Origin of the sequence: Microcella alkalica (assembly GCF_014137945.1) — a bacterium.
GTDB lineage: Bacteria > Actinomycetota > Actinomycetes > Actinomycetales > Microbacteriaceae > Microcella > Microcella alkalica.
On the sequence record NZ_JACGWX010000003.1, the window covers coordinates 109107 to 132527 of the forward strand.

A 23421-nucleotide genomic window follows, 5' to 3' on the forward strand; every position below is an offset into this window, starting at 1 on the left:
CCGACTCCCGGGGCTCGTCGCCCCGGGAGTCGGCCGTGATCGCGACGGGCGCGCTACTGGACAGCCGTCGCCCACTTCTCGCCGAGGAGCGCGGCGGCGGCCTCGCTCTGCTCGGCCGTCGGGACGACGGTCTCGGCAGGAGCCTCCGGGAGCGCGGCGTAAAGCGCCTCGTCGATCTCGCCCGCCTCGACCATCGCGGCCTCGAGCACCGGGCGGGCGCCGCCCTTCAGCCAGAGGTTCTGCACCTCGGGCGAGTACAGGAACTCCATCCAGAGCCGCGCCGCAGCAGGGTTGGGGGCGTCGACGTTGACGGCCTGGTTGTAGTAGCCGGCGTAGCCGACCCCGTCGAGAACCACGACCTCCCAGTTGCGCTGGCCCTCGAGGTCTGCGGCGTAACCGCTGTTGAGGTAGTCCCAGTCGACGACGACAGGCGTCTCGCCCGACGCGACCGTCGCAGGCGTCGGGTCGATCTTCACGAAGTTGCCGACCTCGTTGAGCTCGGCGAAGAAATCGATGCCGGCCTGGAAGTCGTCAAGGTCGCCACCGCTCTGGACGGTCGTCATCCCGACGGCGGCGAAGGCCGCCCCCGCCTGCGTCGGGTCGCCGTTGATGGCGACCTTGCCGCGGAACTCCTCGCCGAGGAGATCATCGAGCGATTCGGGCGCCGGGACGGCGTCGGGGTCGTAGCCGATCGCCATGTACCCGCCGTAGTCACCCCAGAACAGGCCGTCCGGGTGCTTCAGCTCGGCGGGGATATCATCCCATCGCTCGACGAAGTACGGGGCGAAGTAGTCGGTGCTGCTGAGGGCGACGGAGAGGCCGAGGTCGAAGACGTCGGGCGCGGTGTCCTGCCCCTTGAGGTTCTCGGCCGCCTGGATCTCCTCGGCGCTCGAGGCGTCGGGCGAGGCCTCGTTGATCGTGATCTCGGGGTAGCGCTCGGCGAACAGGTCGATGATCTCGCCGTAGTTGGCCCAGTCGCGAGGCAGGGCGATGACGTTGAGCTGCCCCTCGGCCTTCGCGGCGGCTTCGAGCTCCTCGAAGGAGCCGAAGTCGGCGAGGCTCGTCGCGGTGGCTGCGTCGATGTCGGGGTTGGGCTCGGCGTCGACGGCGCACGCCGACAGGCTGATCGCGGTCGCGGCGAGCAGGGCGGCGCCGGCGAGAGTGCGAGGACGGATCACTGTGTTTCCTCCGGGGGTGCGTCGCGGCGGCTCGAGGGCTGACGAGCGCGGGAAACCGCAACGCGTTGAACCATACGAAGCCGCCGTGACCGGCGGGCCACCCCCGTGTGAACGGCAGGCCAACCGTCGGTGTCGGAGCGAGCCGCTAGCGTGGCGGCGTGGACCGCCTCTCCGCCGCTGCCGCGCGTCGCCTCGGGCTCGCCGCGCAGGGATTCGGCCGCGCGCATCCCCCCGCTGTCGGGTCGCGGCAGCTTGCCGCGACCGTCGACCGCCTCCAGGTGCTGCAGCTCGACTCGGTCTCGGTGTTCGCGCGCTCGCACTACCTCCCGCTCTTCGCGCGCCTCGGCACCTACGACCCCGCCGCTCTCGACCGAGTGATCTTCGCTCGCGGGGGCCGCTACACCGAGTACTGGGCGCACGAAGCGGCGATCATCCGCCGGGAGGACTGGCCGCTGTGGCACTGGAAGCGCGAGGCCCTGCGCGAGCGCTTCACGCGCGCCAAGCCGTGGGTGCAGCGCAACGCCGCGCTCATGGAGTGGCTGCTCGCCGAGCTCGGCGAGAAGGGTCCGCTCACGGTCGGCGAGGTCGAGCACGACGCGACGGCGCGACGTGGTCCGTGGTGGGGCTGGTCGGACGTCAAGGAGGGGCTCGAGTACCTCTTCGCCTTCGGTGACATCGTGAGCGGCGGGCGGCGCGGCTTCTCGCGCGTCTACGCCCTGCCCGAGCATGTGGGGCTGGCCGACCTGCACCATGTCGCCGTGCCGCGCGAGGAGGCGGAGCGCGAGCTCGTGCTGCGGAGCGTGCGCGCCCTCGGCGTCGGCACCGTCGGCGACATCGCCGACTACCACCGTCTGAGGATCGCGCCGACCCAGGCGGCGCTCCGCGTGCTCGTGGAGGCCGGCGCAGTCGAGCAGGTCGTGGTCGAGGGGTGGGAGCGGGGCGGTCGCCCGCTGCCGGCGTTCCGCGTGCCGGGGGCGCGCATCCCGCGCCGTATCGAGACGGCGGCGCTGCTGTCGCCTTTCGATCCGGTCGTCTGGAACCGCGATCGCGCCCTGCGGATGTTCGGCTTCCACTACCGGATCGAGATCTACACGCCGGCGGCGAAGCGGCTCTACGGCTACTACTCGCTGCCCGTGCTCGTCGACGACGCGCTTCCGGGGCGCATCGACCTCAAGAGCGATCGCGCGGCGGGAGCCCTGCGCGTGCAGTCGGCGTGGGTCGAAGAGGGCGCCGACGCCGGGGCTATGGCCGAGCGCGTCGCGCCGGCCCTGCGGGCCGCCGCCGCGTGGCAGAGGCTGGGGGATGTCGTGGTCGCCGACCGCGGCGACGCGGCGGCCGCCGTGCGCTCGGCCCTCGCGCGCGGCTAGAAGCGCGTCGAGTTCTCGAGCAGGCGCTTCACCCGCTCGGGGATCGGCGGGTGGGTCTGGAACATGCGGTCCATGACGCCGGGCTTCATGGGGTCGTTCATCCAGAGGTGCGCCATCGTCGAGTTCTGCCGGCGCATCGGGCGGGCGTAGTCGCCGAGCTTCTGCAGGGCGCTCGCGAGCCCCTCCGGGTCGCGCGTCGTGAGGGCGCCGGTCGCGTCAGCGAGGTACTCGCGCTGACGGGAGACCGCCGCCTGGATCATCGCCGCGACGAGCGGGGCGACGAGCATCGCGACGAGCCCGAAGACGAGCACGAGCGGGTTGCCGCCGCCGTTGTTGTTGCGCCCGCCGCCGAAGAACGCCATGCGGGCGAGGATGTCGGCGATGAGGCCGACCGCGACGGTCAGGCCGAACACGATCGTCGAGACGCGGATGTCGTAGTTCTTCACGTGACCGAGCTCGTGGGCCATGACGCCGGTGAGCTCGCGGTCGTTCATGATCTCGAGCAGGCCCGTCGTCGCCGCGACGCTCGCGTGCTCGGGGTCGCGCCCCGTCGCGAAGGCGTTCGGCGCGGGATCCTCCACGAGGTAGACCTTCGGCATGGGGAGCCCCTCGGTGATGGCGAGGTTCTCGACGATGCGGTACAGCCGCGGGTTGTCGGCCTTCTCGATGGGGCGGGCGCCGGCCATCGCGAGCGCCTGCTTGCCTGCGGCGAAGTACTGGAAGAGCGTGTACGCCGCAGCGCCGATGAGGGTGCCGAAGAAGATCGTGTACCCGCCGCCGTACAGGTAGTCGGCGACGAACCCGAGCAGGCCGATGAGCACGATGAACACCATGATGATGACGATGGTGTTGCGCTTGTTCGCGGCGATCGCGCGATACACGTCAGCCCTCCTCGGGCGGGGTCGGGGTCAGGATGCTCGGCAGGGGGTCAGAACTGAACGCGCGGCGGCTCGGCGATCGCCGCGGCGTCGGAGACCTCGAAGAAGTCGCGCTCGCTGAAGCCCAGCTGGCGTGCGAACAGGGTGTTCGGGAACTGCTTGATCTTGACGTTGAGCTCGCGCACGCCACCGTTGTAGAAGCGGCGGGCCGCCTGGACCTTGTCCTCCGTGTCGACGAGCTCGCCCTGGAGCTGCAGGAAGTTCTGGCTCGCCTGCAGCTGGGGGTACGCCTCGGCGACGGCGAAGATGCTCTTGAGCGCCTGCTGCATGTGGTTCTCGGCGACGGCCGCATCGGCTGGGCCCTGCGCGCTGAGCGTCTCGGCGCGGGCGCGGGTCACGCTCTCGAACACCTGCTTCTCGTGCGCGGCGTAGCCCTTGACCGCCTCGATGAGGTTCGGCAGGAGGTCGGCTCGGCGCTTGAGCTGCACCGTGATGTCGCTCCAGGCCTCGTCCACGCGGACGTTGAGGGTGACGAGCGAGTTGTACGTGGCCCACAGGTAGATGCCGACGATGACGGCGAGCAGGACGACGACGCCGACGAGGATGAGGATTTCCATGGGGCACAGCTTAGAGCCGCCGCTGGTGCGCCGACAGGTCGCGCGCCGCGCCCAGCCTATGGATTCGCCCCGATGGCGACGATCGCTCAGTACGCACCTGAGAGAATGATCGAAAGGCGGAGGGCAGTACCTCCCCCCCACGACGACCGAGCACCATCGGCCCGAGGAGGCGGCATGCGCGCGCACGCACCCCGCCCCGCGCGGCGCGGCGGGGCGGGGCGCGCTCTCGTCGTCGCCCTCGCCGCGATCGCGGTGGCCGCCTCGATCGCCGTGCCCGCACCGCCCGCCGCCGCCGCGGCATCCTTCACCTCGCCGTCGAGCGGATTCGTCGGAGACGACCGCGTCACCGTCTCCGGCACGAAGGATGCCCGCAGCAGCGTGCGCGTCGCGGTCGTCGACGGTCCTGTGGTCTGCGTCGTCGCCGACCGCTCTGCGACGTGGAGCTGCGAGGGCGTCGATCTGCCCGACGGCGTCATCGAGCTCTCGGGAGTAGAGACGCTCGAGGACGGCTCGACCCGACGCTTCGGACCGCTTTCGCTGCGCGTGCTCGGCCCGCCGCGCATCGACGGCGCAGGCGGAGAGCTGCTCACGGCCGGGCGGTTCACGGGGATCGCCGCCCCCGGTGCGGCGATCGAGGTGCGCACGATCGGACCGCGGGGATCCGTCACCCACGGGTGCCCCTCCGCGCTCTCCGACGGATACTGGTCGTGCATCATCACGGTGCCGAGCGGCGAGTACCGCACGAGTGCGCGCCAGTCGCTCGCCGAGATCGGCCCGGAGCGCTCGGACTGGTCGGCCCCCACGCTCGCGACCGTCGACCGCGACGTGCCGTCGGCGCCCACGATCGACTTCCCTCGGACCGGCACGCGCACGGCCAGCGCCATCATCCGAGCGGAGGGGACGGGAGAGCCGGGAGCCACGCTGCAGCTATACGTCGACGGCGAGCTCGTCTGCCGTACGACCGTCGATCGCGGCGAGCAGTGGGCCTGCGAGGCGCGGCTGACGGCTCCCGGAACCCGGGAGCTGCGGGCCCTGCAGCGCGATCCGGCGGGGAACTTCAGCTCGGCGAGTGCGGGTGTCCGCGTCGAGTGGGCCGTGCCGGGCGGAACGACGCCGCCCGTGGAGGAGCCCGAGCCCGACGCGAACGCGGCGCCCGGGGCGCCTGCTGAGCCGGGTGACCCGTCGGCCGCTCCCGCGCCGGGCGGCCCCGACGAGCCGGGCGGTGTGGCCGACGGTGATCGCGGCGCTCCCCCCGAAGAGCCGGAAGGGGGCGCGGACGCCGACGGCGGTGCGGCGGCGACGCCCCCCGCCGCACCGCGCGCCCCGGGCTCGTCGAGCGACGAGCCCTCATCCCACTGGGGAACGCCGACCGGTTTCGGCGGAACGCTCCCGACCGCCGCGCAGGTCATCGAGCGGGGCGGGCTCGCGATCGCGCCGCTCATCGCTCTCGGGTACCTCCTGCTCGTCGCTCTGCCGCTGCGCTGGTTCGCCACGCGAGCGGCGCCGCGCATCCGGCTCGCGATGCCTCGGCTCACGGGCCGCAATCGCGGGGTCGTGCTGAGCGAGGACGAACCGGTGGTCTCCCCCGCCGTGACCGCCGTGGCGGTGTTCGCCGGAGCCGCCGTCGTCGCCGCGGTGGGCGGCGGGCTGGACCTCGAGGTGCGCTACCTGCGGCTCACCGCCGCGATCGGGCTCGGGCTGCTCGTGCTCGCCGCGATCGGGGTGATGCTGCCGGCGGGGATCGTCCGGCGCGCGGCGCGAGCGCCCGTGGTGACGCAGCTGCTGCCGGGGATACTCCTCGCGGCGATCGCGGCGGCGCTCCTCTCGCGCATCGCCGAGCTGCGGCCGGCCATCCTCATCGGCGTGCTCGTCACGGCAAGCGTCGTGGGCGTCGCCCGGTTCAGGGTGCGCGTCGGGCTCGCCGTCGGGCAGCTGGTCGCCGTCGCCGCGCTCGCCCTCGCCGGGTGGACGGTGCACGACCTCCTCACTCCGAGCGTCGGATTCTGGGTGACCTTCGCCGCCGAGACCGCCGCGACCGTGGCTCTCGGCGGTCTGGGGTCGCTGCTGCTCATGCTGCTGCCCGTGGGCTCGTTCCCCGGCCGCGCGGTCTTCCAGATCTCGCGCACGACGTGGGCCCTCGCATCGCTCGCCGTCGCGACGGTTGCGGGCGCGATCCTCGCCTCGGGAGCGACCTTCCCGATCATCGGGCTCGGACTCGCTGCCGTGGGCATCGGCGCGGTGCTCGTGGGCACCACCCTCTGGGTGCGGTGGGTCGAGCCCGCGATCGCGTGACGCTCGCCTGCGGGCGGCCGACGACGACCGACGCGTGCCCCGGCTGGGGTTCGAACCCAGACTGTGCCGATTTTAAGTCGGCTGCCTCTGCCGGTTGGGCTACCGGGGCGCACCGATCAGCCTAGGCCGAGCATCCGCCCCCGCCGCGTCAGCGCCCCGCCTACGCCTTGGGGCGAGACGCGAACGCCTGGAAGTACTCCTGCGGCTCCTCGCGCGCGGCGAGCGTGACGTTGTCGCGACCGAGCAGGAGGTTCCAGAGCCAGCCGCTGAACACGCGGATCTTGCGCTCGAACATCGGGATCGCGAGGCCGTGGTAGCCGCGGTGGGCGATCCAGGCCGGGAAGCCCTTGATCGCGATCCTGCCCGACTGGAAGACGCCATGGCCGAGCCCGAGACCTGCAACCGCGCCGAGGTTCTTGTGCACGTAGTCCTGCGGCTCCTCGCCGCGCATGACCGCGACGATGTTCTTCGCGAGGCGCTTGCCCTGACGCACGGCGTGCTGGGCGTTGGGCACGCAGAAGCCGCCGACGCCGCCGCCGGTGAGATCGGGCACGGCCGCGACGTCGCCGGCCGTCCATGCGCCCTCGACGACGGCGCCGCTCTCGTCGATGACGCGGAGATCGGCCTGCGCGCGGATGCGGCCGCGCTCCTCGACGGGGAGGTCGGTCGAGCGCACGACGGGGTTCGCCATGACGCCGGCCGTCCAGATGATGAGGTCGCTCTGGAAGCTCTCGCCGGTCGAGAGCTCGATGACGCCGTCGACCGCGCTCGTGAGCTGCGTGTCGAGGTGCACGATCGCGTCGCGCTCGGCGAGGTTCTTGAGCACCCACTGGCTCGTCTCGAGCGACACCTCGGGCATGATTCGGCCCATCGCCTCGATGAGGTGGAAGTGCGTGTCGTCGATCGCGAGCTGCGGGTGCTCCTTCAGCAGCGCGCTCGCGAGGCTTCGCAGCTCAGCGAAGGTCTCGATGCCAGCGAAACCGCCGCCGACGACGACGACGGTGAGCAGGCGGTCGCGCTCAGGACCGGCGGGCAGGAGCGCGGCGCGGGCGAAGTTGTCGATGAGGCGGTCGCGCACGGCGACGGCCTCCTCGATCGCCTTCATGCCGATCGCCTCGTCGGCGACGCCGGGGATCGGGAAGGTGCGCGAGACGGAGCCGGCGGTGACGACGATGTGGTCGTATTCCAGCTGCCAGGCATCCCCGACCTCGGGCGTGATCGTCGCGGTGCGGGCGGCGTGGTCGATACCCGTGACCTTCGCCGTGATGATGCGCGTCCTGTTCAGGTGGCGGCGCAGCGAGACCACCGCGTGGCGCGGCTCGATCTGGCCCGCGGCGACCTCGGGGAGGAACGGCTGGTACGTCATGTACGGGAGCGGGTCGATGACCACGACCTCCGCCTCGCCCGGGCGCAACCACTTCTGAAGCTTCAGAGCGGTGTAGAAGCCGGCGTAACCGCCACCTACGATCAGGATTCTGGGCACGGGGGAACGATCTCCTTGTGGTGAGGGACCCGGACAATCTACCCCGCGCGCGAGCGCCTGCCGAATCGCGCGGCACCGATCGAGACGGCCGCGATCACGAGGAGCGAGCCGCCGAGCACGGCCGCCCCGACTGTTGCGAGGGGGGCGATGGCCGCCACGACGGGGCGCACTGCCTCACCGATCCTAGCGAGTCCGGGATGCCCGGCGCGCCCGACCGCCTCGCGCGCGTTCTCGACGCGCACGCTCCGCACCTCGGCATCGGCTCGCCGGTTGAGGGCGATCCACTCCGCGAGGCTGCCGAGCGGGTTCTCGGCGACGGGAGGAAGGTCGGCACGAACGGCGGCGGCCGCATCCACGAGCCCGTAACCGTACAGCGGGTCGGGCACGGTCGCGGTGACGGGCCGCGCGGTGCCGATGAGGCGTGCGACGACGTCGACGGCGGTCGCCTCGGGGTGGGCGGAGCGGATGAGGGCGGCGATGCCGGCGACGATGGGCGCCGCGCCGCTGGTGCCCTGCCAGATCACGTGCCCTCCGCCGGGGACGGCGCCGACGAGCTGCTCGCTCGGCGCCATGACGGCGATCGAGATGCCCTGCGCGCTCGCAGTGTCGCTCGCGAGGCCGCGCCGGTCGACTCCCCCGACGGCGAGCACGCCGGGAATCGTGGCGGGAGCGCCGACCTGCTCGGTGCCGCTGACGCGGTTGCCCGCCGCCGCGACGACGACGACGTCGTTGGCCTCGGCGTACCCGAAGGAGTCGTCCCAGCTCTCGGGCCACGAGAGGGTGTTGCGCGTGAGCGAGAGCGAGATGACATCGGCCCCGGAGTCGACGGCCCACCGTACGGCCTCGGCGACCTGCGCGTCGCCGTCGCGCTGCTCGGGTCCGAACGCGAGCGAGGCGCTGATGAGGCTCGCCTCGGGGGCTGCGCCGATGACTCCGTCGCCGGGGCCGCTCCCCCGCCCGGCCGCGAGCGAGGCGACCATCGTGCCGTGGTCGGGGGCGTCCGAGCCGACGGGCCGCGTGCCGTCGGGAGAGCCGACGCCGGAGAGGTCGATGCCGTCGACGACGGCTCCGCGCAGATCGGGATGCGTCGCATCCACCCCCGAGTCGATGATCGCGATCGTGACGCCCGCCCCCCGGGTCACCTCCCACGCCGCGCGGATCCCGTACTCGTCCAGCCAGTACTGCCGGTCGCGGACGGAGTCAGTGGCGCGGATGCCCGGCGCCGCGACGGCGGGGGACGCGGGCACCGCGAGCGCCGCGCCGACGATCGCGGCGAGGATGAGACCGCCGGCTACGAGCCGCGCTGGTCGGGGGCGCACGCGCACACCTCGGGACTCCAGTCGCACTCGGCGAGAGCCCGGTCGCCGATCGGGTTGATGCCGGGGCCGACCGAGAGGCTGTGTCCGATGAGGGCGTGAAGGCACTTCACGCGCGTGGGCATGCCGCCCGCGCTGATGCCGGCGATCTCGTCGACGTCGCCGAAGTGCGCACGATCGGCGAGATAGGTCTCGTGGGCGTGCGCGTACGCCGCGGCGAGCTCGGGGTCGTCGCCGAGCTCGGCCTGATAGTCGGCCATGACGCCGCTCGCCTCGAGGCGCGAGGCGGAGGCGGTCGCCGCGGGGTGCGTCAGGTAGTACAGGGTCGGGAAGGGGGTGCCGCTCTCGAGCCGCGGAGCGGTCGCGACGACCGTCGGAGCACCGCACACGCAGCGGGCGGGGATGCCGATGACGTCACGCGCGGCCCGGCCCAGCTGCGCGGAGACGATGCGGACATCCCGCTCGCTCGCGGGGTCGAAGGGCGGGCGGCTCACGGCGCGGGCTCCGTCGCGGGCGCCGGCGCCTCGGGGCCGACGAGCTCGACGGCCGGGAGGTCCGTCAGGGCCGCGGTGAGCGCCGAGGCGAGGACGGCGCGGGACCAGTCGATGCGGGTGCGCTGGATCTCGTCGCTCACCGGCTGCTCGGCGTCGACCTCGATCGTCGCGCCGTCGTCGATGACGAGGAAGCTGATGTCGCCGGGCTTCACGTAGAGGAGGCGGTCGCGGGCCTGCGACTCAATGTATGCGGGGTCGGACCAGCGGTCGATCTCGGAGGAGAGGCCCTCGACGGCGCGCTCCTGCTCGGCGACGCGCGCCTCGAGCTCGGCGATCTCCTGCTGCTGCTCGACGAGGATGCGCAGCGACGGGGCGAGGACGACGAGGGCGCCGACGATGAGGAGGAGCACCGTGACGGTGAAGCCCGAGACCTGCAGATCGCGGAACCACGGGGTCGACGCGGGGGCGCTCGCGGGCAGCTCGACGGGGAGGTGTCGTGAGCGGCCGGCCATGGTTCCAGCCTACGCGAGGGGCCCGCCGCCTCCGGGAGGGAGGGCGGCGGGCCCCGGGGCGTTCACACTGTGAACGGACTAGCCGCGGAACCGCGGGAAGGCGGAGCGGCCGGCGTAGACAGCCGCGTCGCCGAGCTCCTCCTCGATGCGCAGCAGCTGGTTGTACTTCGCGACGCGCTCGCTGCGGGCGGGGGCGCCCGTCTTGATCTGGCCGCAGTTGGTGGCGACGGCGAGGTCGGCGATCGTGGTGTCCTCCGTCTCGCCCGAGCGGTGCGAGAGCACCGCCGTGTAGCCGCTGCGCTGCGCGAGCGAGACCGCGTCGAGCGTCTCGGTGAGCGAGCCGATCTGGTTGACCTTCACGAGCAGCGAGTTCGCCGTTCCGCGCGCGATGCCATCGGCGAGGCGCGTGGGGTTCGTCACGAACAGGTCGTCGCCGACGATCTGCACAGCGCTGCCGACCTCGGTCGTGAGCGCGGCCCAGCCGTCCCAGTCGTCCTCCGACATCGGGTCCTCGATGGTGACGAGCGGGTAGTTCTTCACGAGGTCGGCCCAGAACGCGGCGAGCTCGGTCGCGGAGCGCTGCGAGCCCTCGAAGTGGTACGCGCCGTCGCGGTGGAACTCGGTCGCGGCGACGTCGAGGCCGAGCGCGATGTCGGTGCCGGGCGTGAAGCCGGCCTTCTCGATCGCGGCGAGCAGGAAGTCGAGCGCGGCGGTCGTGCCGGCGAGGTCGGGAGCGAAACCGCCCTCGTCGCCGAGGCCCGTGGCGAAGCCGCCGGCCTTGAGCTCGCCCTTGAGGGCGTGATAGGTCTCGGCGCCCCAGCGGAGGGCCTCGGTGAAGCTCTCGGCGCCGATCGGCAGGATCATGAACTCCTGCACGTCGACCCCGGTGTCGGCGTGCGCGCCGCCGTTGATGACGTTCATCATCGGCACGGGCAGCACGTGAGCGTTCGGTCCGCCGAGGTAGCGGAAGAGGGGCAGGTCGGCCGAGTCGGCTGCGGCCTTCGCGACGGCGAGCGAGACGCCGAGGATGGCGTTCGCGCCGAGCTTCGACTTGTTCTCGGTGCCGTCGACGGCGCGGAGCTCGCCGTCGATGAGGCGCTGGTCGCTCGCCTCGAGGCCCTCGATGGCCGGGCCGAGCACGTCGATGACGGCGTCGACGGCCTTGCGCACGCCCTTGCCCAGGTAGCGGGCCTTGTCGCCGTCGCGCAGCTCGTAGGCCTCGAACGCTCCGGTCGACGCGCCCGAGGGCACGGCCGCGCGCGAGACGGTGCCGTCGTCGAGCAGGACCTCGACCTCGACGGTCGGGTTGCCTCGCGAGTCGAGGATTTCACGGGCTCCAACGGCCTCGATAGCTGCCACGAATGGGTCTCCTAACCAGTGGGGGGTGCGGACGCGACGGTGGTGGTCGTCCGCAGGGAATCCTACTCGCCGCCGGGAACGCGGCTCGGGCGGCGTCAGGCGCTGGGCTCGAGGGTGCGCCAGTCGAGAGCCGAGGCATCCGGCCCCGTGCTCGCGCTCACCGTCGCGAAGCGGGCGAAGCCGTCGGAGGCGAGCTGGTCGAGGGCCGTCTTCATGTTCTTCGGGCGTTTCACGAGCCGCACGCGCGCACCCTCGGCGACGAGCATCTTCTTGAGCGCCATGAGGTCGGCGGCCGCCACGTCGCGGTCGTAGACGAGGGCCGCATCGCCGTCGCCGTCGCCGTCGGGCAGCTCGACGAGGTCGATGAGGCGCTCGAAGCCGAGCGAGAATCCGGTCGCGGGCACCTCGCTGCCCAGGAAGCGGCCGATCATGCCGTCGTAGCGGCCGCCGCCGCCGAGCGAGTAGCCGAGCCCGGGGTGCGACACCTCGAAGATCGGGCCCGTGTAGTAGCCCATGCCGCGCACGAGGAAGGGGTCGAAGACGAGCGGCACGGCGTGCCCGACCCCTGCGGCGATCGCGGCGAGGTCGGTCAGGGCGGCCTCGTCGACGCCGGCCGGCAGGAGCGAGGCGATGCTCTCGGCCGTGAGCGCGCCGCCCGCGGCGGGCGCGTCGTCGCCGAGCACTGCATCGGGGGATGCAGCTTCCGCCCCGAACGAGGCCAGTGCCGGAACCGCTGCGAGGGCCTCGATCGCGGCCTCGGCGTGCCCGCGGTCGCGCAGCTCGGCGAGAACTCCCGTGGTGCCCATCTTGTCGAGCTTGTCGAGGGTGATGAGCACCTCGGCGTGCAGCTCGGGGGCGAAGCCGAGCACGGTGAGCATGCTCGTGAGCAGGCGCCGGTCGTTGATGCGGATGCTGCAGCCGGGGATTCCGAGCGCGTCGAGCGCGCTCGACGTCGCGGCGATGAGCTCGATCTCGGCGATGACTCCCGGCTCGCCGATGATGTCGATGTCGCACTGGACGAACTGGCGGAACCGGCCCTTCTGGGGGCGCTCCGCGCGCCAGACGGGGGCGATCTGGATCGCACGGAAGACGCCGGGCAGCTGAGCGCGGTTGCTCGCGTAGAAACGTGCGAGCGGCACCGTGAGGTCGAACCGGAGGCCGAGGTCGGCGAGGTCGACGGCGGTCGCGGCGGAGCGCAGGTCATCCGTCGTCAGTGCCCTCCTCATGACCGCGAAGGCGAGCTTCTCGTTGTCGCCGCCGAGACCGGCGTGCAGCCGCGAGGCGTCCTCCATGACGGGGGTCTCGATCTCGTCGAAGCCGTGCGCGCGGTACACGCCGCGGATGCGGGCGAGCACGTGCTCGCGGCGGGCCTTGTCACCGGGGAGGAAGTCGCGCATCCCGCGGGGCGGGGTCACCGGGCTGGCCATGACTCGATTCTGTCAGAGGGCCGGCGGGGCGGCTTCCGGGGCGGGCGGATGCTCCGCCGCGGCGTCAGGCGACGCGCGAGCCCTTCGGCAGGCGCTTCGACGGCGTGCGCGTCCGAGCGGTCGCGCCCCACAGGGCGAGCGCCGCGAGGATCACGTGGATGAGCAGCCCGACGAACCAGCTCGGCACCGTCGAGGCGTAGATCTCCTCCGGCGTCGGATAGTCGTTCGACCCCTTGAAGCCGTTGCGGGCCTGCTCGCACTCGTCGTAGGTCGACTCGGTCTCCGGCGGGATCTGCGCCTGACGGATGCCGAGGCCGATGCCGCCGAAGAGGTCCTCCGGGTAGCCGTCGCGGTCGAAGGTCGTCGGCGACGCGTCGGCGAGCACGATGTACGGGTTCGCCGCGAGGAACCACCACACGCGGTCGAAGCGCGGCGCCTGGTAGGTGCTGACCTGCGGCTCGAGGCAGCGGATCTCCTCCGGCAGCCCGGTCTCTGGGTCGATCTCGCCCGAGTAGTCGAGCCCGATGTAGACGTTGCGCACCTCGGTCTGGTTGACGAGCCCGCCGAGCCCGAAGGCGATGAGGGTGCCGATGCTCAGCGCCGCGACGATGAGGTAGGTCGTGACGACCGAGAACAGGGCGCGCGTCTGCAGTCCAGAGAGCCCGACGCCGATCGCGGCGACGACCCCGAGCTCGAGGACGAGCACGCCGAGCGAGCTCATCATCGTCGTGACGGGCACGCCACCGATGATGACTGCGAGCACGATGAACGGCAGGCTCGCGGCGAGGAAGGTGAGCGCGATGGTCCACGCGGCGAGGAACTTCCCGAGGACGATCTGGCTCGCGCTCACGAGCGTGACCTGCGTCGTGGCGAGGGTTCCGGCGTCGCGCTCGGCGTTGATCGCGCCTCCCGACACCGCCGGCGTCACGAGGGTGCCGACGAGGAGGACGAAGAAGACGATGCTCGAGTAGATGGCCGCGTTATCCAGACTCCCCTCACCGAACCGGGTGAGGGAGAACCACAGCAGCAGGGTGACGATCCCGACAAGCACGAACACCACCGCCAGGAGCACGATCCAGGCGACCGAGCGCACCCTCTGGCGCAGCTCGAGGCTCGCGATCGTGCCGAGTCCGGTGATCCAGGCGCTCACGAGCGACCCCCCTTCGCGAGGTCGAGGAAGGTGTGCTCGAGGTCGCCGACCGCGGGGCCGAAGGCGCTGATCCCGACGCCGTGAGCGGTGAGGCGGGTCAGCAGGGATGCCGCCTCCGCCTCGCCCGTGACGGGGACGAGCACGCCGAGGTGGTCAGAGCCCGATGTGGGGATTCCCAGCTCAGCGAGCGCCGCGGTGAGGGCCGCAGGGTCGAGCGCGCGGATGCGCCAGTCGCGCACCGTCGCGCGGCTCGCCTCGACGCTCGCGCGCGATGCCGTGACGCCACCGTCGATGTACACGGCCTCGTCGGCCATCTCGTCGAGTTCGGCGAGAACATGGCTCGAGACGAGGATGGCCGCGCCCTCCCCCGCGAGCCGCCGCACGAGCACTCGGAGGTCGATGCGCGCGGCCGGGTCGAGTCCCGACGCCGGCTCGTCGAGCAGCAGCACGCCCGGGCGGTGCACGAGGGCGCGAGCGAGGCTCAGTCGCTGCTTCTGCCCGCGGCTCAGCACGCGCGTAGGCTGGTCGGCGAGCGGCTGCAGACCCACCAGATCGATGAGCTCGGATGCGCGGACGCGGGCCTGCGCGGCATCGATCTCGTACAGGCGCGCGGTGGTCTCGAGGGTCTGGCGCACTGTCAGCGTTGCCCACGATCCGAGCACGTCGGGCATCCAGCCCATGACGCGCCGCACGGCGCGCGGGTCGGCGACGGGGTCGTGGCCATCGATGCGGATCGAGCCGCGGTCGGGCTCGAGGAGCGTCGCGAGCATGAGCAGGAGCGTCGTCTTGCCCGAGCCGTTCGGGCCGATGAGGGCCGTGACCGAGCCCGCTCGCGCCTCGAAGGAGACATCGCGCACGGCGTGCACGTCGCCGAAGCTGCGTGCCACGCCCTCGACCGCGATCGCGGCGTGGGTGGTCATGAGGCTGAGTCAAGCACTCGCGGCACCGGGTGTCGAGGGCGACTCGCCTATCGCGACGATTCCTCGACGGGTGCAGGTTTCGCTTCGGCGGCGCGGATGGCCGCCTCGAGATGGCGCGTCGCTGTGCGGAGCGCGCGCTCGGCATCCCACCCCCGCTCGCGCGCGACCGCCACCAGGTGGAGGAGCTCCTCGCCGAGGGCCTGCTCGTCGGCGAGGTCGGGAGCGCCGCGTCTGTCGCCGCCGGCGTCGGGCGCCGGCGTGACGCCGACCCCCTTGCTCAGCACCTTGTCGGCGCGCACGAGGGCCGGGAGCCCGGCGGGGAGCCCGTCGAGGACGCTCGTGCGGGCGGGCTTCTCCGCGGCCTTCCACGTCTCCCAGTTGGCGGAGACCTCGTCGGCGGTGTCGGCCACGACGTCGGCGAAGACGTGCGGATGGCGCCCGACCATTTTGCGCATGCTGCGGGCGGCGACATCCTCGATCGTGAACGGGTCGGCGGGGTCGGCCGCGGCGATGTCGGCGTGGAAGAGGACCTGGTACATCACGTCGCCGAGCTCCTCGAGCAGGTCGTCGCGCGTGCCGTGCTCGATCGCGTCGACGAGTTCGTGCGCCTCCTCGATGAGGTACTTCGTCAGGCTCTCGTGCGTCTGCTCGGCATCCCACGCGCATCCGCCCGGAGCGCGCAGCCGCGCCATGACGCCGATGAGCGCGTCGAGCGCGGGGTGCGCCTCGACGGGGGTGCCGGCGGGGGCGGTCGTGGGCCCGTGCGAGTCGGGAGTCGTCGAGCTCATGCCGTCATCCTGGCATCGTCGGGCGCGGCGCTCAGGCGGGCGCTGGCGCGTCGGCTCCCGCGCGGTCGGGCGCCGCGTGCGCCTCCTCGCCGCGCGGTGCGGGTGTGCGGGGCATGGTGGATGCCGCGACCAGGGTCACGACTGCGGCGACGAGCGTCGCGGCGAAGACGGCAGCCGAGGCCGCGATGATCGCCTCCGAGCTCACCCCGTCGTCGACCGGGATGCCCTCGCGGCCGATGATGTCGTTGGCGATCGCTCCGAAGATGGCGACGCCGACCGCGCTGCCGATCGATCGGGCGAACAGGTTGGTGCCGGTGACGACCCCGCGCTCGTTCCACGGAACGCTCGACTGCGCGGCGATGAGCGAGGGCGTCGCGACGAGGCCCATGCCGAGTCCGCTGATGAAGCACGCGAGCGCGACGAGCGCGACCGACGGCGTGGCGGCGAGCGCCGCGAGCAGCGCAGGGCCCGCGATCACGAGCACCATGCCGATGAGCACCGTGCGCTTGAACCCGAGCGTGAGGTACAGCCGCCCCGACTGCGCGGCCGAGATCGGCCAGCCGATCGTGAGGGCGCCGAGGGCGAGCCCGGCGACGAGCGGCGAGACGCCGATCGAGCCCTCGAGGTAGGTCGGCACGTACGAGGTGAGCCCGAACAGCACCGCGCCGATGCCGGTCGACACGAGCGTCGTCGTCAGCAGAAGCCGCCTCGAGAACACCCACATCGGCAGGATCGGCTCGGCCGCGCGCCGCTCCGCGAGCCCGAACGCGATGAGCAGAGCTCCGCCGCCGCCGAACGCGACCGCGCTCTGCCACGACAGCCAGGGCCACGCCTGGCCGCCCTCGAGCACTCCGACGAGCAGCAGCGCGAGCGCCCCCGTGAGCAACACAGCGCCGAGGTAGTCGACGCGGTGAGCGCGGCGCTCGACGTTCTCGTGGAAGTGCCGGATGAGCATCCACCCCGCCAGGATGCACAGCGGGACGTTGACGAAGAAGATCCAGCGCCACGCGTCGAGCTCGGCGAACAGGCCGCCCAGCACGGGCCCGAGAACGGCGGATGCCCCCCACACGCTCGCGATGTAGCCCTGCACCGTGGCGCGCTCGGCGACGGAGTAGATGTCGCCGGCGATCGTGATCGACATCGGGCCGACCGCGCCGGCGCCGAGCCCCTGCACGGCGCGGAAGGCGATGAGCGCGGGCATGCTCCAGGCGAGTCCGCACAGGATCGACCCGATGAGGAACAGGCCGATGCCGGTGAGGATGACCGGCTTGCGCCCGAAAACGTCGCTGAGCTTGGCGTAGATCGGCACGGAGACGGCCTGGGCGAGCAGGTAGATCGAGAACAGCCACGGGAACTGCTCGAACCCGCCGAGCTCTTCCACGAGCGTCGGCACGGCCGTCGCGAGAATGGTCGCGTCGATCGCGACGAGGGCCGTGGTGACCATGAGCGAGAGCAGGATCGGGCCGCGCGAGGAGCGGAGTCCGACGTCGGCAGTTCCCAGGGTTCGCTCCTTCGTGCGGGGCTGATGCGGCGATCTCAGGACCGCGATGAGCGGCCGCTTCATGCTGGCACCGCTGTCTGGGAGGCGACCGCTCGCGAGCCGACCATCCGCCAGCCACCCTCCGGCCCCGGTCATGCGCCCCTGCGAGGATGTCCGGGTGCTCACTCCCGACGACCCGCTCAGCCGCGGCATCGCCGCCGCGGTCGCGCTCGGGCTCGTCGCGCTGCTGGTGTGGCGCGCGGTCCGCAAGGATCGCCGCGAGTACTCCCGCTTCCGCCGCTTCCGCTCGACGGCGAAGCGCCAGGGGATGATGCGCCACTGGCTGATCGAGTCGATGCTGCTGTTCGGCGGCTCGGCGCTCGTGCTGGCGGTGGTCGTGCATCCGCTCACGGGGTCGGTGCTCGAGGCGGCCCGCTCGGTCGGCTGGGTCGCGGCGGTCGCCGGCTGGTTCCAGGGCCCGGTCGGGATGCTCGCCCTCGCGCTCGCCGTCGCCCTCGCCGTGGCGCTCACGGTCGTGGGCGTGCGCTCCGCTCGACGCGAGGGCGGGGTCGTGATGATCGGCGACATCGCCGCCCTGCTGCCCCGCAACCGGACCGAGCTCGGCTGGGCGTCGGCGCTCGCGGTCAACGCCGGGCTCGTGGAGGAGCTGCTCTTCCGGCTGTGCCTGCCGGCACTGCTGTTCGTCGTGACGGGTGAGCCGCTCAGTGCGTTCGGGCTCGCGGTGCTCCTGTTCGCGGCATTGCACGCGTACCAGGGGGTGCCTGGCCTCTTGGCCACGCTCGTGGTGGGGCTCCTGCTGACCGCCTCGTACGTGCTGAGCGGCAGCATCGTGGTCGCGATCGTGCTGCACGCGCTGCTCGACCTGCGCACGCTCGTGCTCGTGCCGGTCGCCGTGTACGACGTGCACCGGGTGCCGGGGTCGCGGCGGTTCCCGCCGGCCCTCGCGGCGCTGTCGCTGGGCGAGCCTGAGGAGGAGCCGACCAGAGCGCCCGCGTCAGCCCTGGGGCCGAGCCCCGCCCCCGCTCACGACGACGCGGCCGACGGCGCGAGCTCGACCGCGTAGAGGTTCGTGAGCGCCGAGCCGACCCAGGTGATGAGGTCGTCGTCGCTCGCATCCTTCAGCAGCGGCATCGTGGCGACCTTCTGCTGACCGAAGTACTTCGACCCCGGGTACATGCGCTGCAGGCGTAGCTGGCGGGAATCGGGCAGCTCCTTGCCGACGATGCGCAGGTTCGAGCCCATGACGACGACGTCGCTGAGTCCCAGCGCCTGGGCCTGGCGGCGCAGGCGCGAGACGGCGAGGAGCGCGAGCACCGGCTTCGGCGGGTCGCCGTAGCGGTCGGTGAGCTCGTCGAGCACCGCATCCAGCGCCTCATCCGGGCTCGCGGGGCCCGCCGCCGCCGAGAGCTTCTGGTACGCCTCGAGGCGCAGGCGCTCGCTCTCGATGAACTCCTCGGGGATGTGCGCGTCGACCGGCAGCTCGAGCCGCAGCTCGGTCTGCTCGTCTGCCGCGTCGCCGCGGAAGGCGCTCACGGCCTCGCCGATCATGCGCAGGTAGAGGTCGAAGCCGACGCCCGCGATGTGGCCGGCCTGCTCGGCGCCGAGGAGGTTGCCGGCGCCGCGGATCTCGAGATCCTTCATCGCGATCTGCATGCCGCCGCCGAGGTCGGTGTTCGCGGCGAGGGTCTGCAGGCGGTCGTGGGCGGTCTCAGTGAGCGGCTTGAGCTCGTCGTACAGGAAGTACGCGTACGCGCGCTCTCGCCCGCGGCCGACGCGGCCGCGCAGCTGGTGCATCTGCGACAGGCCGTACTTGTCGGCCCGGTCGAGGATGAGCGTGTTGGCGTTGGCCACGTCGAGGCCCGTCTCGATGATCGTGGTGGAGACGAGCACGTCGAAGCGGCGCTCCCAGAAGTCGACCATGACCTGCTCGAGGCTCGACTCGCTCATCTGCCCGTGCGCGACGGCGATGCGCGCCTCGGGGACGAGCTCGGCGAGGTGCGCGGCGACGCGGTTGATGCTCGAGACGCGGTTGTGCACGTAGAACACCTGCCCCTCGCGCAGCAGCTCGCGGTGGATCGCGGCGGCGACCTGCTTGTCGCTGTACGGCCCGACGAAGGTCAGGATGGGATGGCGGTCCTCCGGCGGCGTCGCGAGCGTCGACATCTCGCGGATCCCCGTGACGGCCATCTCGAGCGTGCGAGGGATCGGCGTGGCCGACATCGCGAGCACGTCGACATTCGTCTTGAGCTTCTTGAGGGCGTCCTTGTGCTCGACGCCGAAGCGCTGCTCCTCGTCGATGATGACGAGGCCGAGGTCCTTGAAGGTGACGCCCTGGCTGAGGATGCGGTGGGTTCCGAGGACGACGTCGACCGTGCCGCGGGCGAGCCCCTCGATCGTGTCCTTCGCCTCCCTGTCGCTCTGGAACCGGCTGAGCGCGCGCACGTGCACCGGGAACCCGGCGAAGCGGTCGGCGAACGTCTCCATGTGCTGCTTCACGAGAAGCGTCGTCGGCACGATCATCGCCACTTGCTTGCCGCCCTGCACGGCCTTGAACGCGGCGCGCACGGCGACCTCGGTCTTCCCGTAGCCGACGTCGCCGGCGAGCAGGCGGTCCATCGGGATGGGCGACTCCATGTCGCGCTTGACCTCGTCGATGGTCGTGAGCTGATCGGGGGTCTCGGCGTACGGAAAGGCCTCCTCGAGCTCGCGCTGCCACGGGGTGTCGGGCGGGAAGGCGAAGCCGCGGCTCGACATGCGCGCCGAGTAGAGCTTGACGAGCTCGACGGCGATGTCGCGCACGGCCTTGCGCGCCTTGCCTTTCGCCGCGGCCCAGTCGCTGCCGCCCATCTTGCTGAGCGCGGGGGCCTCCCCGCCGACGTAACGGGTGAGCAGGTCGAGCTGGTCGGTCGGCACGTAGAGCTTGTCGCCCGGGTAGCCGCGCTTGGAGGGCGCGTACTCGATCAGCAGGAACTCGCGCGTGCTCTTCACCGCGCTGCGCCCGCCGCCCGTCGACACCTCGCGCTGGACGAGCTCCAGGAAGCGGCCGATGCCGTGCGTGGCGTGCACGACGAAGTCGCCGGTCTTCAGCTGCAGCGGGTCGACGACGTTCTTGCGGCGGCTCGCGAGCTTCTTCGGCTGGCGCGAGTCGTAGCCGACGGCGCGGCCGTAGAACTCGGTCTCGCTCAGGAGGCCGATCTTGAGCTCGGGCAGCTCGAAGCCGTGCTCGACGCTGCCGCGCACGAGGTGCACGACCCCCGGCTCGAGCGGGTCGGGCAGTTCGTCGACGATGCGCGCGGCGACCTGCTGCTCGGCGAGGACGTCGCTCGCCCGCTCGAGCAGACCGGCGCCGCCCGCGACGACGACCATGGCCCAGCCGTCGCGAACGCGGTCGACGACGTGGTCGACGGCTCCCCCGGGGATTCCGGCGAAGCTCGGCGGCTCGCTCGCGTCGACGCGCAGGACGTCCGGGTCGTCGGCGTCGAACGCGCTGATCGTGTACCAGGCGCGATCACCGGATGCTGCGCGCAGGCCGGTCACGGTGAGGAAGTCGCCCGCGTCGAGGTCGATGGGCGCCTCGGCTCCGGCCGTGGCCGCGTGCCACGCCGCCGACAGGAACTCGCGGTTCGTCTCGACGAGAGTCGTCGCGCGGCTCGCGACGCGCTCGGGGCTCAGGACGGCGACCGCCGCGCCGACCGGCAGGTAGTGCGTGAGAGGGACGAGCTCGTCTACGAGCGCGGGCGCGAGGCTCTCCATGCCCTCGACGGGGATCCCCTCGCCGATCTTCGCGAGCATCTGCCCCAGGCTCGGGAACTCGTTCTGCATCTCGCGCGCCCGCTGCTTGACGCTCTCGGTCAAGAGGAGCTCGCGGGTCGGCGGCAGCTCGACGCTCTCGAGCTCGGTCGGCAGCGACCGCTGGTCGGCGACCGAGAACTCGCGCAGCTGCTCGACCTCGTCGCCGAAGAACTCGACGCGCGCGGGGTGCTCGGCGACCGCGGGGAAGACGTCGAGGATGCCGCCGCGCACCGCGAACTCGCCGCGGCGGGTGACCATGTCGACGCGCGCGTAGGCGAGGTCGATGAGCCGATCGACCGTCGGCGCCAGGTCGAGCCCGCGTGCGCCCCTGGCGAGGACGACGGGCTCGATGCTCGTGAGACCCGTGGGCAGGGGCTGCAGCGCCGCGCGCACGGAGGCGACGACGATGAGGTGGCCGGTCGGGGCATCCGCCCACTGCGCGAGCGCCCGCAGGGTGCGGATGCGGCGCCCGACGGTCTCGGCGCTCGGGCTCAGGCGCTCGTGGGGCAGGGTCTCCCACGCCGGCAGATCGAGGATCGTCGCGTCGGGCAGCAGGCAGCGCAGCGCGTCGATGAGCCCTTCGGACTCGCGGCCCGTCGCGGTGATCGCGAGCAGGCACTGCGGGGCGTCACGAGCGGTAAGGATGCTCGCCACGAGCGGAGCGCGCAGGCCCTCGACGACCGAGAAATCGGTGGAGCGCCTCGCCGCCTCGAGCGCCCCCTGGAGCGTGCGGGCGCGCGACAGGGCCGGGATCAACCGCTCGAGACTCACCGGAGAGAGTGTACGCGCGAGCGGCTGGGGGTCGCGCGGGCGGGCGCCCGCCCCGCGCGATGGCACCAGTTCGGTGACAAGGCGGCACATCGATGTCGCGCCCTGACACCGAAGTGGCGCCACAGCGCCCACGACGCGCTCGGCGGGGGCGGGGCGGACGGGGCGGGCGGCGGACGGGGCGGGCGGCTGGCGGGGCGGGCGGCGGGCGGGGCGGGCGGCTGGGATCAGGGGCGCGGGCCGTGGAACCTCTGCTGCGCCGCGAGCAGTCCGTGCTCGACGAGCAGTTCGACCGCGTCGGCCGCATCGCTCAGGAGGAACGGCAGGCGCGCTTTCTCGGCGGACGGGAAGTCCTTGAGGACGTAGTCGGCGGCATCCTGCCTGCCGGGCGGGCGGCCGATGCCGATGCGGACGCGCGGGAACTCCTGCGTACCGAGCGCCTTGATGATGTCGCGCACACCGTTCTGGCCGCCGTGGCCGCCGTCGGCCTTGAGCTTGATCGACTCGAACGGCAGGTCCAGGTCGTCGTGGAGGACGACGACGCGCTCGGGCGGGATGCCGAAGTACTTGGCGGCGCTGGAGACGGGGCCGCCGGATGCGTTCATGTAGCTCAGCGGCTTGACGAGCACGAGCTTCCGGCCGCCGGCGCGCAAGCGAACCTCCGCGAGCATCGTCGTCGACCTGTGGCGCGAGAACCTTCCGCCGAGCCGCGAAGCGAGCTCGTCGAGCGCCATCTGGCCGACGTTGTGCCGATTGCCGGCGTAGCCGGGCCCGGGGTTCCCGAGCCCGGCTACGAGCCAGACGTTCTCGGCCACAGCCTGAGGTGCCTGACGCCTCGTGAATCCGAAGATGATGCCTACTCGGCGGCCTCGGCGGAGTCGCCCTCGGCGCCCTCGCTTGCCTCAGCGCCCTCGGCTGCCTCATCGGCGGAGCCGTCGGCGTCGGAGGTCGTGTCGAGCTGCGGGGTCGACACGACGACGACGAGCGCCTCCGGGTCGGTGACGAGGGTCGTGCCCTTGGGCAGCTCGACCTGGCCCGCGTGGATCTGCGTGCCCTCCTCGAGGCCCTCGATCGAGACGACGAAGTTCTCGGGGATGTGCGTGGCCTCGGCCTCGACCGTGAGGGTCGTGTGCTCGAGCATCGCGATGGTGCCGGCGAAGCTCTCGCCCTCGAGGTGCACGGGCACGTCGACGATGACCTTCTCGCCCTTGCGGACGACGATGAGGTCGATGTGCTCGATGAGCTGGCGCACCGGGTCCTTCTGGACGTCCTTGACGAGCGCGAGCTGCTCGTCGCCCTCGATGTCGAGCGTGAGCACGACGTTCTTCTTTCGGAGCAGCAGCGCCGTCTCGTGACCGGGGAGGGTGACGTGGCGGGGCTCGGTGCCGTGGCCGTAGATGACGGCGGGGATCTTGTTCGTCGCGCGGATCTTGCGGGCGGCGCCCTTGCCGAAGCTCGAGCGCACCTCCGCTGCGAGGTGGGTGTTCTCGGACATGCCGGACTCCTTGTGATCAGTGGGCCGTTGAGACCCGGTCGTGTGTGTCGACTCGAACGCGTTCACGCGTGAGGAAAGACCTGG

The 23421-nt window shown here is 72.1% G+C and carries 19 protein-coding genes and 1 tRNA gene; 3 read left to right on the forward strand and 17 right to left on the reverse strand.

The window, feature by feature from the left end:
* Positions 1 to 53 precede the first annotated feature (53 nt).
* Positions 54 to 1178 carry an extracellular solute-binding protein gene (locus FHX53_RS07350; RefSeq protein WP_182490711.1) on the reverse strand — a complete coding sequence of 375 codons (1125 nt, stop codon included), beginning with the start codon at positions 1176 to 1178 and terminating at the stop codon, positions 54 to 56.
* A 158-nt stretch (positions 1179 to 1336) separates the two neighbouring features.
* On the opposite strand from FHX53_RS07350, the gene FHX53_RS07355 reads away from it, so the two are divergent.
* Positions 1337 to 2545: a DNA glycosylase AlkZ-like family protein gene (locus tag FHX53_RS07355; protein WP_182490712.1), complete on the forward strand. Its 1209-nt coding sequence runs from the start codon at positions 1337 to 1339 to the stop codon at positions 2543 to 2545.
* Here the strand turns inward: FHX53_RS07355 and FHX53_RS07360 are convergent.
* Positions 2542 to 3426: a M48 family metalloprotease gene (locus FHX53_RS07360; RefSeq protein ID WP_182490713.1), complete on the reverse strand. Its 885-nt coding sequence runs from the start codon at positions 3424 to 3426 to the stop codon at positions 2542 to 2544. The genes FHX53_RS07355 and FHX53_RS07360 overlap by 4 nt on opposite strands.
* A gap of 47 nt (positions 3427 to 3473) precedes the next feature.
* Positions 3474 to 4040 carry a LemA family protein gene (locus tag FHX53_RS07365; RefSeq protein ID WP_182490714.1) on the reverse strand — a complete coding sequence of 189 codons (567 nt, stop codon included), beginning with the start codon at positions 4038 to 4040 and terminating at the stop codon, positions 3474 to 3476.
* Positions 4041 to 4214: 174 nt separating this feature from the next.
* On the opposite strand from FHX53_RS07365, the gene FHX53_RS07370 reads away from it, so the two are divergent.
* Entirely contained in the window at positions 4215 to 6332 is a 2118-nt protein-coding gene (locus FHX53_RS07370) for a hypothetical protein (RefSeq protein ID WP_182490715.1), read from the forward strand.
* Between the two features lie 35 nt (positions 6333 to 6367).
* Here FHX53_RS07370 and FHX53_RS07375 read toward each other — a convergent pair.
* The 11 genes from FHX53_RS07375 to FHX53_RS07425 all read right to left on the reverse strand — a co-directional run bounded on the left by FHX53_RS07375 (position 6368) and on the right by FHX53_RS07425 (position 17225).
* Positions 6368 to 6441, reverse strand: a tRNA-Leu gene (locus FHX53_RS07375).
* 51 nt (positions 6442 to 6492) lie between these two features.
* The gene (locus FHX53_RS07380) at positions 6493 to 7815 is read right to left on the reverse strand and encodes an FAD-dependent oxidoreductase (protein ID WP_182490716.1); all 1323 of its coding nucleotides are present in this window, start codon (positions 7813 to 7815) and stop codon (positions 6493 to 6495) included.
* 38 nt (positions 7816 to 7853) lie between these two features.
* Positions 7854 to 9134, reverse strand: a complete 1281-nt coding sequence (locus tag FHX53_RS07385) for a S8 family serine peptidase (RefSeq protein ID WP_182490717.1) — start codon at positions 9132 to 9134, stop codon at positions 7854 to 7856.
* A complete protein-coding gene (locus FHX53_RS07390; protein ID WP_182490718.1) occupies positions 9107 to 9625 on the reverse strand; it encodes a DUF501 domain-containing protein in 519 nt (172 codons plus the stop codon). Before FHX53_RS07390 ends, FHX53_RS07385 begins: the two co-directional genes overlap by 28 nt.
* Complete coding sequence (locus tag FHX53_RS07395; protein ID WP_182490719.1) at positions 9622 to 10137, reverse strand: FtsB family cell division protein; 516 nt, start codon at positions 10135 to 10137, stop codon at positions 9622 to 9624. The genes FHX53_RS07390 and FHX53_RS07395 overlap by 4 nt, the downstream gene beginning before the upstream one ends.
* Positions 10138 to 10215: 78 nt before the next feature.
* Positions 10216 to 11496, reverse strand: coding sequence for a phosphopyruvate hydratase (gene eno, locus FHX53_RS07400; protein WP_182490720.1), 1281 nt, complete (start codon positions 11494 to 11496; stop codon positions 10216 to 10218).
* 95 nt (positions 11497 to 11591) lie between these two features.
* On the reverse strand, positions 11592 to 12923 hold the full coding sequence (gene hisS, locus FHX53_RS07405; protein WP_182490721.1) for a histidine--tRNA ligase: 1332 nt from the start codon (positions 12921 to 12923) through the stop codon (positions 11592 to 11594).
* A gap of 64 nt (positions 12924 to 12987) precedes the next feature.
* Positions 12988 to 14073 (reverse strand): ABC transporter permease, encoded by a 1086-nt coding sequence (locus FHX53_RS07410; RefSeq protein ID WP_343050896.1) that lies wholly within the window; start codon positions 14071 to 14073, stop codon positions 12988 to 12990.
* Complete coding sequence (locus tag FHX53_RS07415; protein ID WP_182490722.1) at positions 14070 to 14993, reverse strand: ABC transporter ATP-binding protein; 924 nt, start codon at positions 14991 to 14993, stop codon at positions 14070 to 14072. Before FHX53_RS07415 ends, FHX53_RS07410 begins: the two co-directional genes overlap by 4 nt.
* 47 nt (positions 14994 to 15040) lie before the next feature.
* Complete coding sequence (locus FHX53_RS07420; RefSeq protein WP_182490723.1) at positions 15041 to 15781, reverse strand: nucleoside triphosphate pyrophosphohydrolase; 741 nt, start codon at positions 15779 to 15781, stop codon at positions 15041 to 15043.
* 31 nt (positions 15782 to 15812) lie between these two features.
* Positions 15813 to 17225 (reverse strand): MDR family MFS transporter, encoded by a 1413-nt coding sequence (locus tag FHX53_RS07425; RefSeq protein ID WP_246335583.1) that lies wholly within the window; start codon positions 17223 to 17225, stop codon positions 15813 to 15815.
* A 214-nt stretch (positions 17226 to 17439) separates the two neighbouring features.
* Between FHX53_RS07425 and FHX53_RS14040 the strand changes: the two genes are divergently transcribed.
* On the forward strand, positions 17440 to 18345 hold the full coding sequence (locus FHX53_RS14040) for a CPBP family glutamic-type intramembrane protease (protein ID WP_182490724.1): 906 nt from the start codon (positions 17440 to 17442) through the stop codon (positions 18343 to 18345).
* Here the strand turns inward: FHX53_RS14040 and mfd are convergent.
* The 3 genes from mfd to FHX53_RS07445 form a co-directional block, all read right to left on the reverse strand.
* Positions 18306 to 21845 carry a transcription-repair coupling factor gene (gene mfd, locus FHX53_RS07435; protein WP_182490725.1) on the reverse strand — a complete coding sequence of 1180 codons (3540 nt, stop codon included), beginning with the start codon at positions 21843 to 21845 and terminating at the stop codon, positions 18306 to 18308. The two genes, FHX53_RS14040 and mfd, sit on opposite strands and share 40 nt — an antisense overlap.
* A gap of 224 nt (positions 21846 to 22069) precedes the next feature.
* Complete coding sequence (pth, locus tag FHX53_RS07440; protein ID WP_182490726.1) at positions 22070 to 22657, reverse strand: aminoacyl-tRNA hydrolase; 588 nt, start codon at positions 22655 to 22657, stop codon at positions 22070 to 22072.
* A 41-nt stretch (positions 22658 to 22698) separates the two neighbouring features.
* Positions 22699 to 23337, reverse strand: a complete 639-nt coding sequence (locus FHX53_RS07445) for a 50S ribosomal protein L25/general stress protein Ctc (RefSeq protein WP_182490727.1) — start codon at positions 23335 to 23337, stop codon at positions 22699 to 22701.
* Positions 23338 to 23421: the final 84 nt, after the last annotated feature.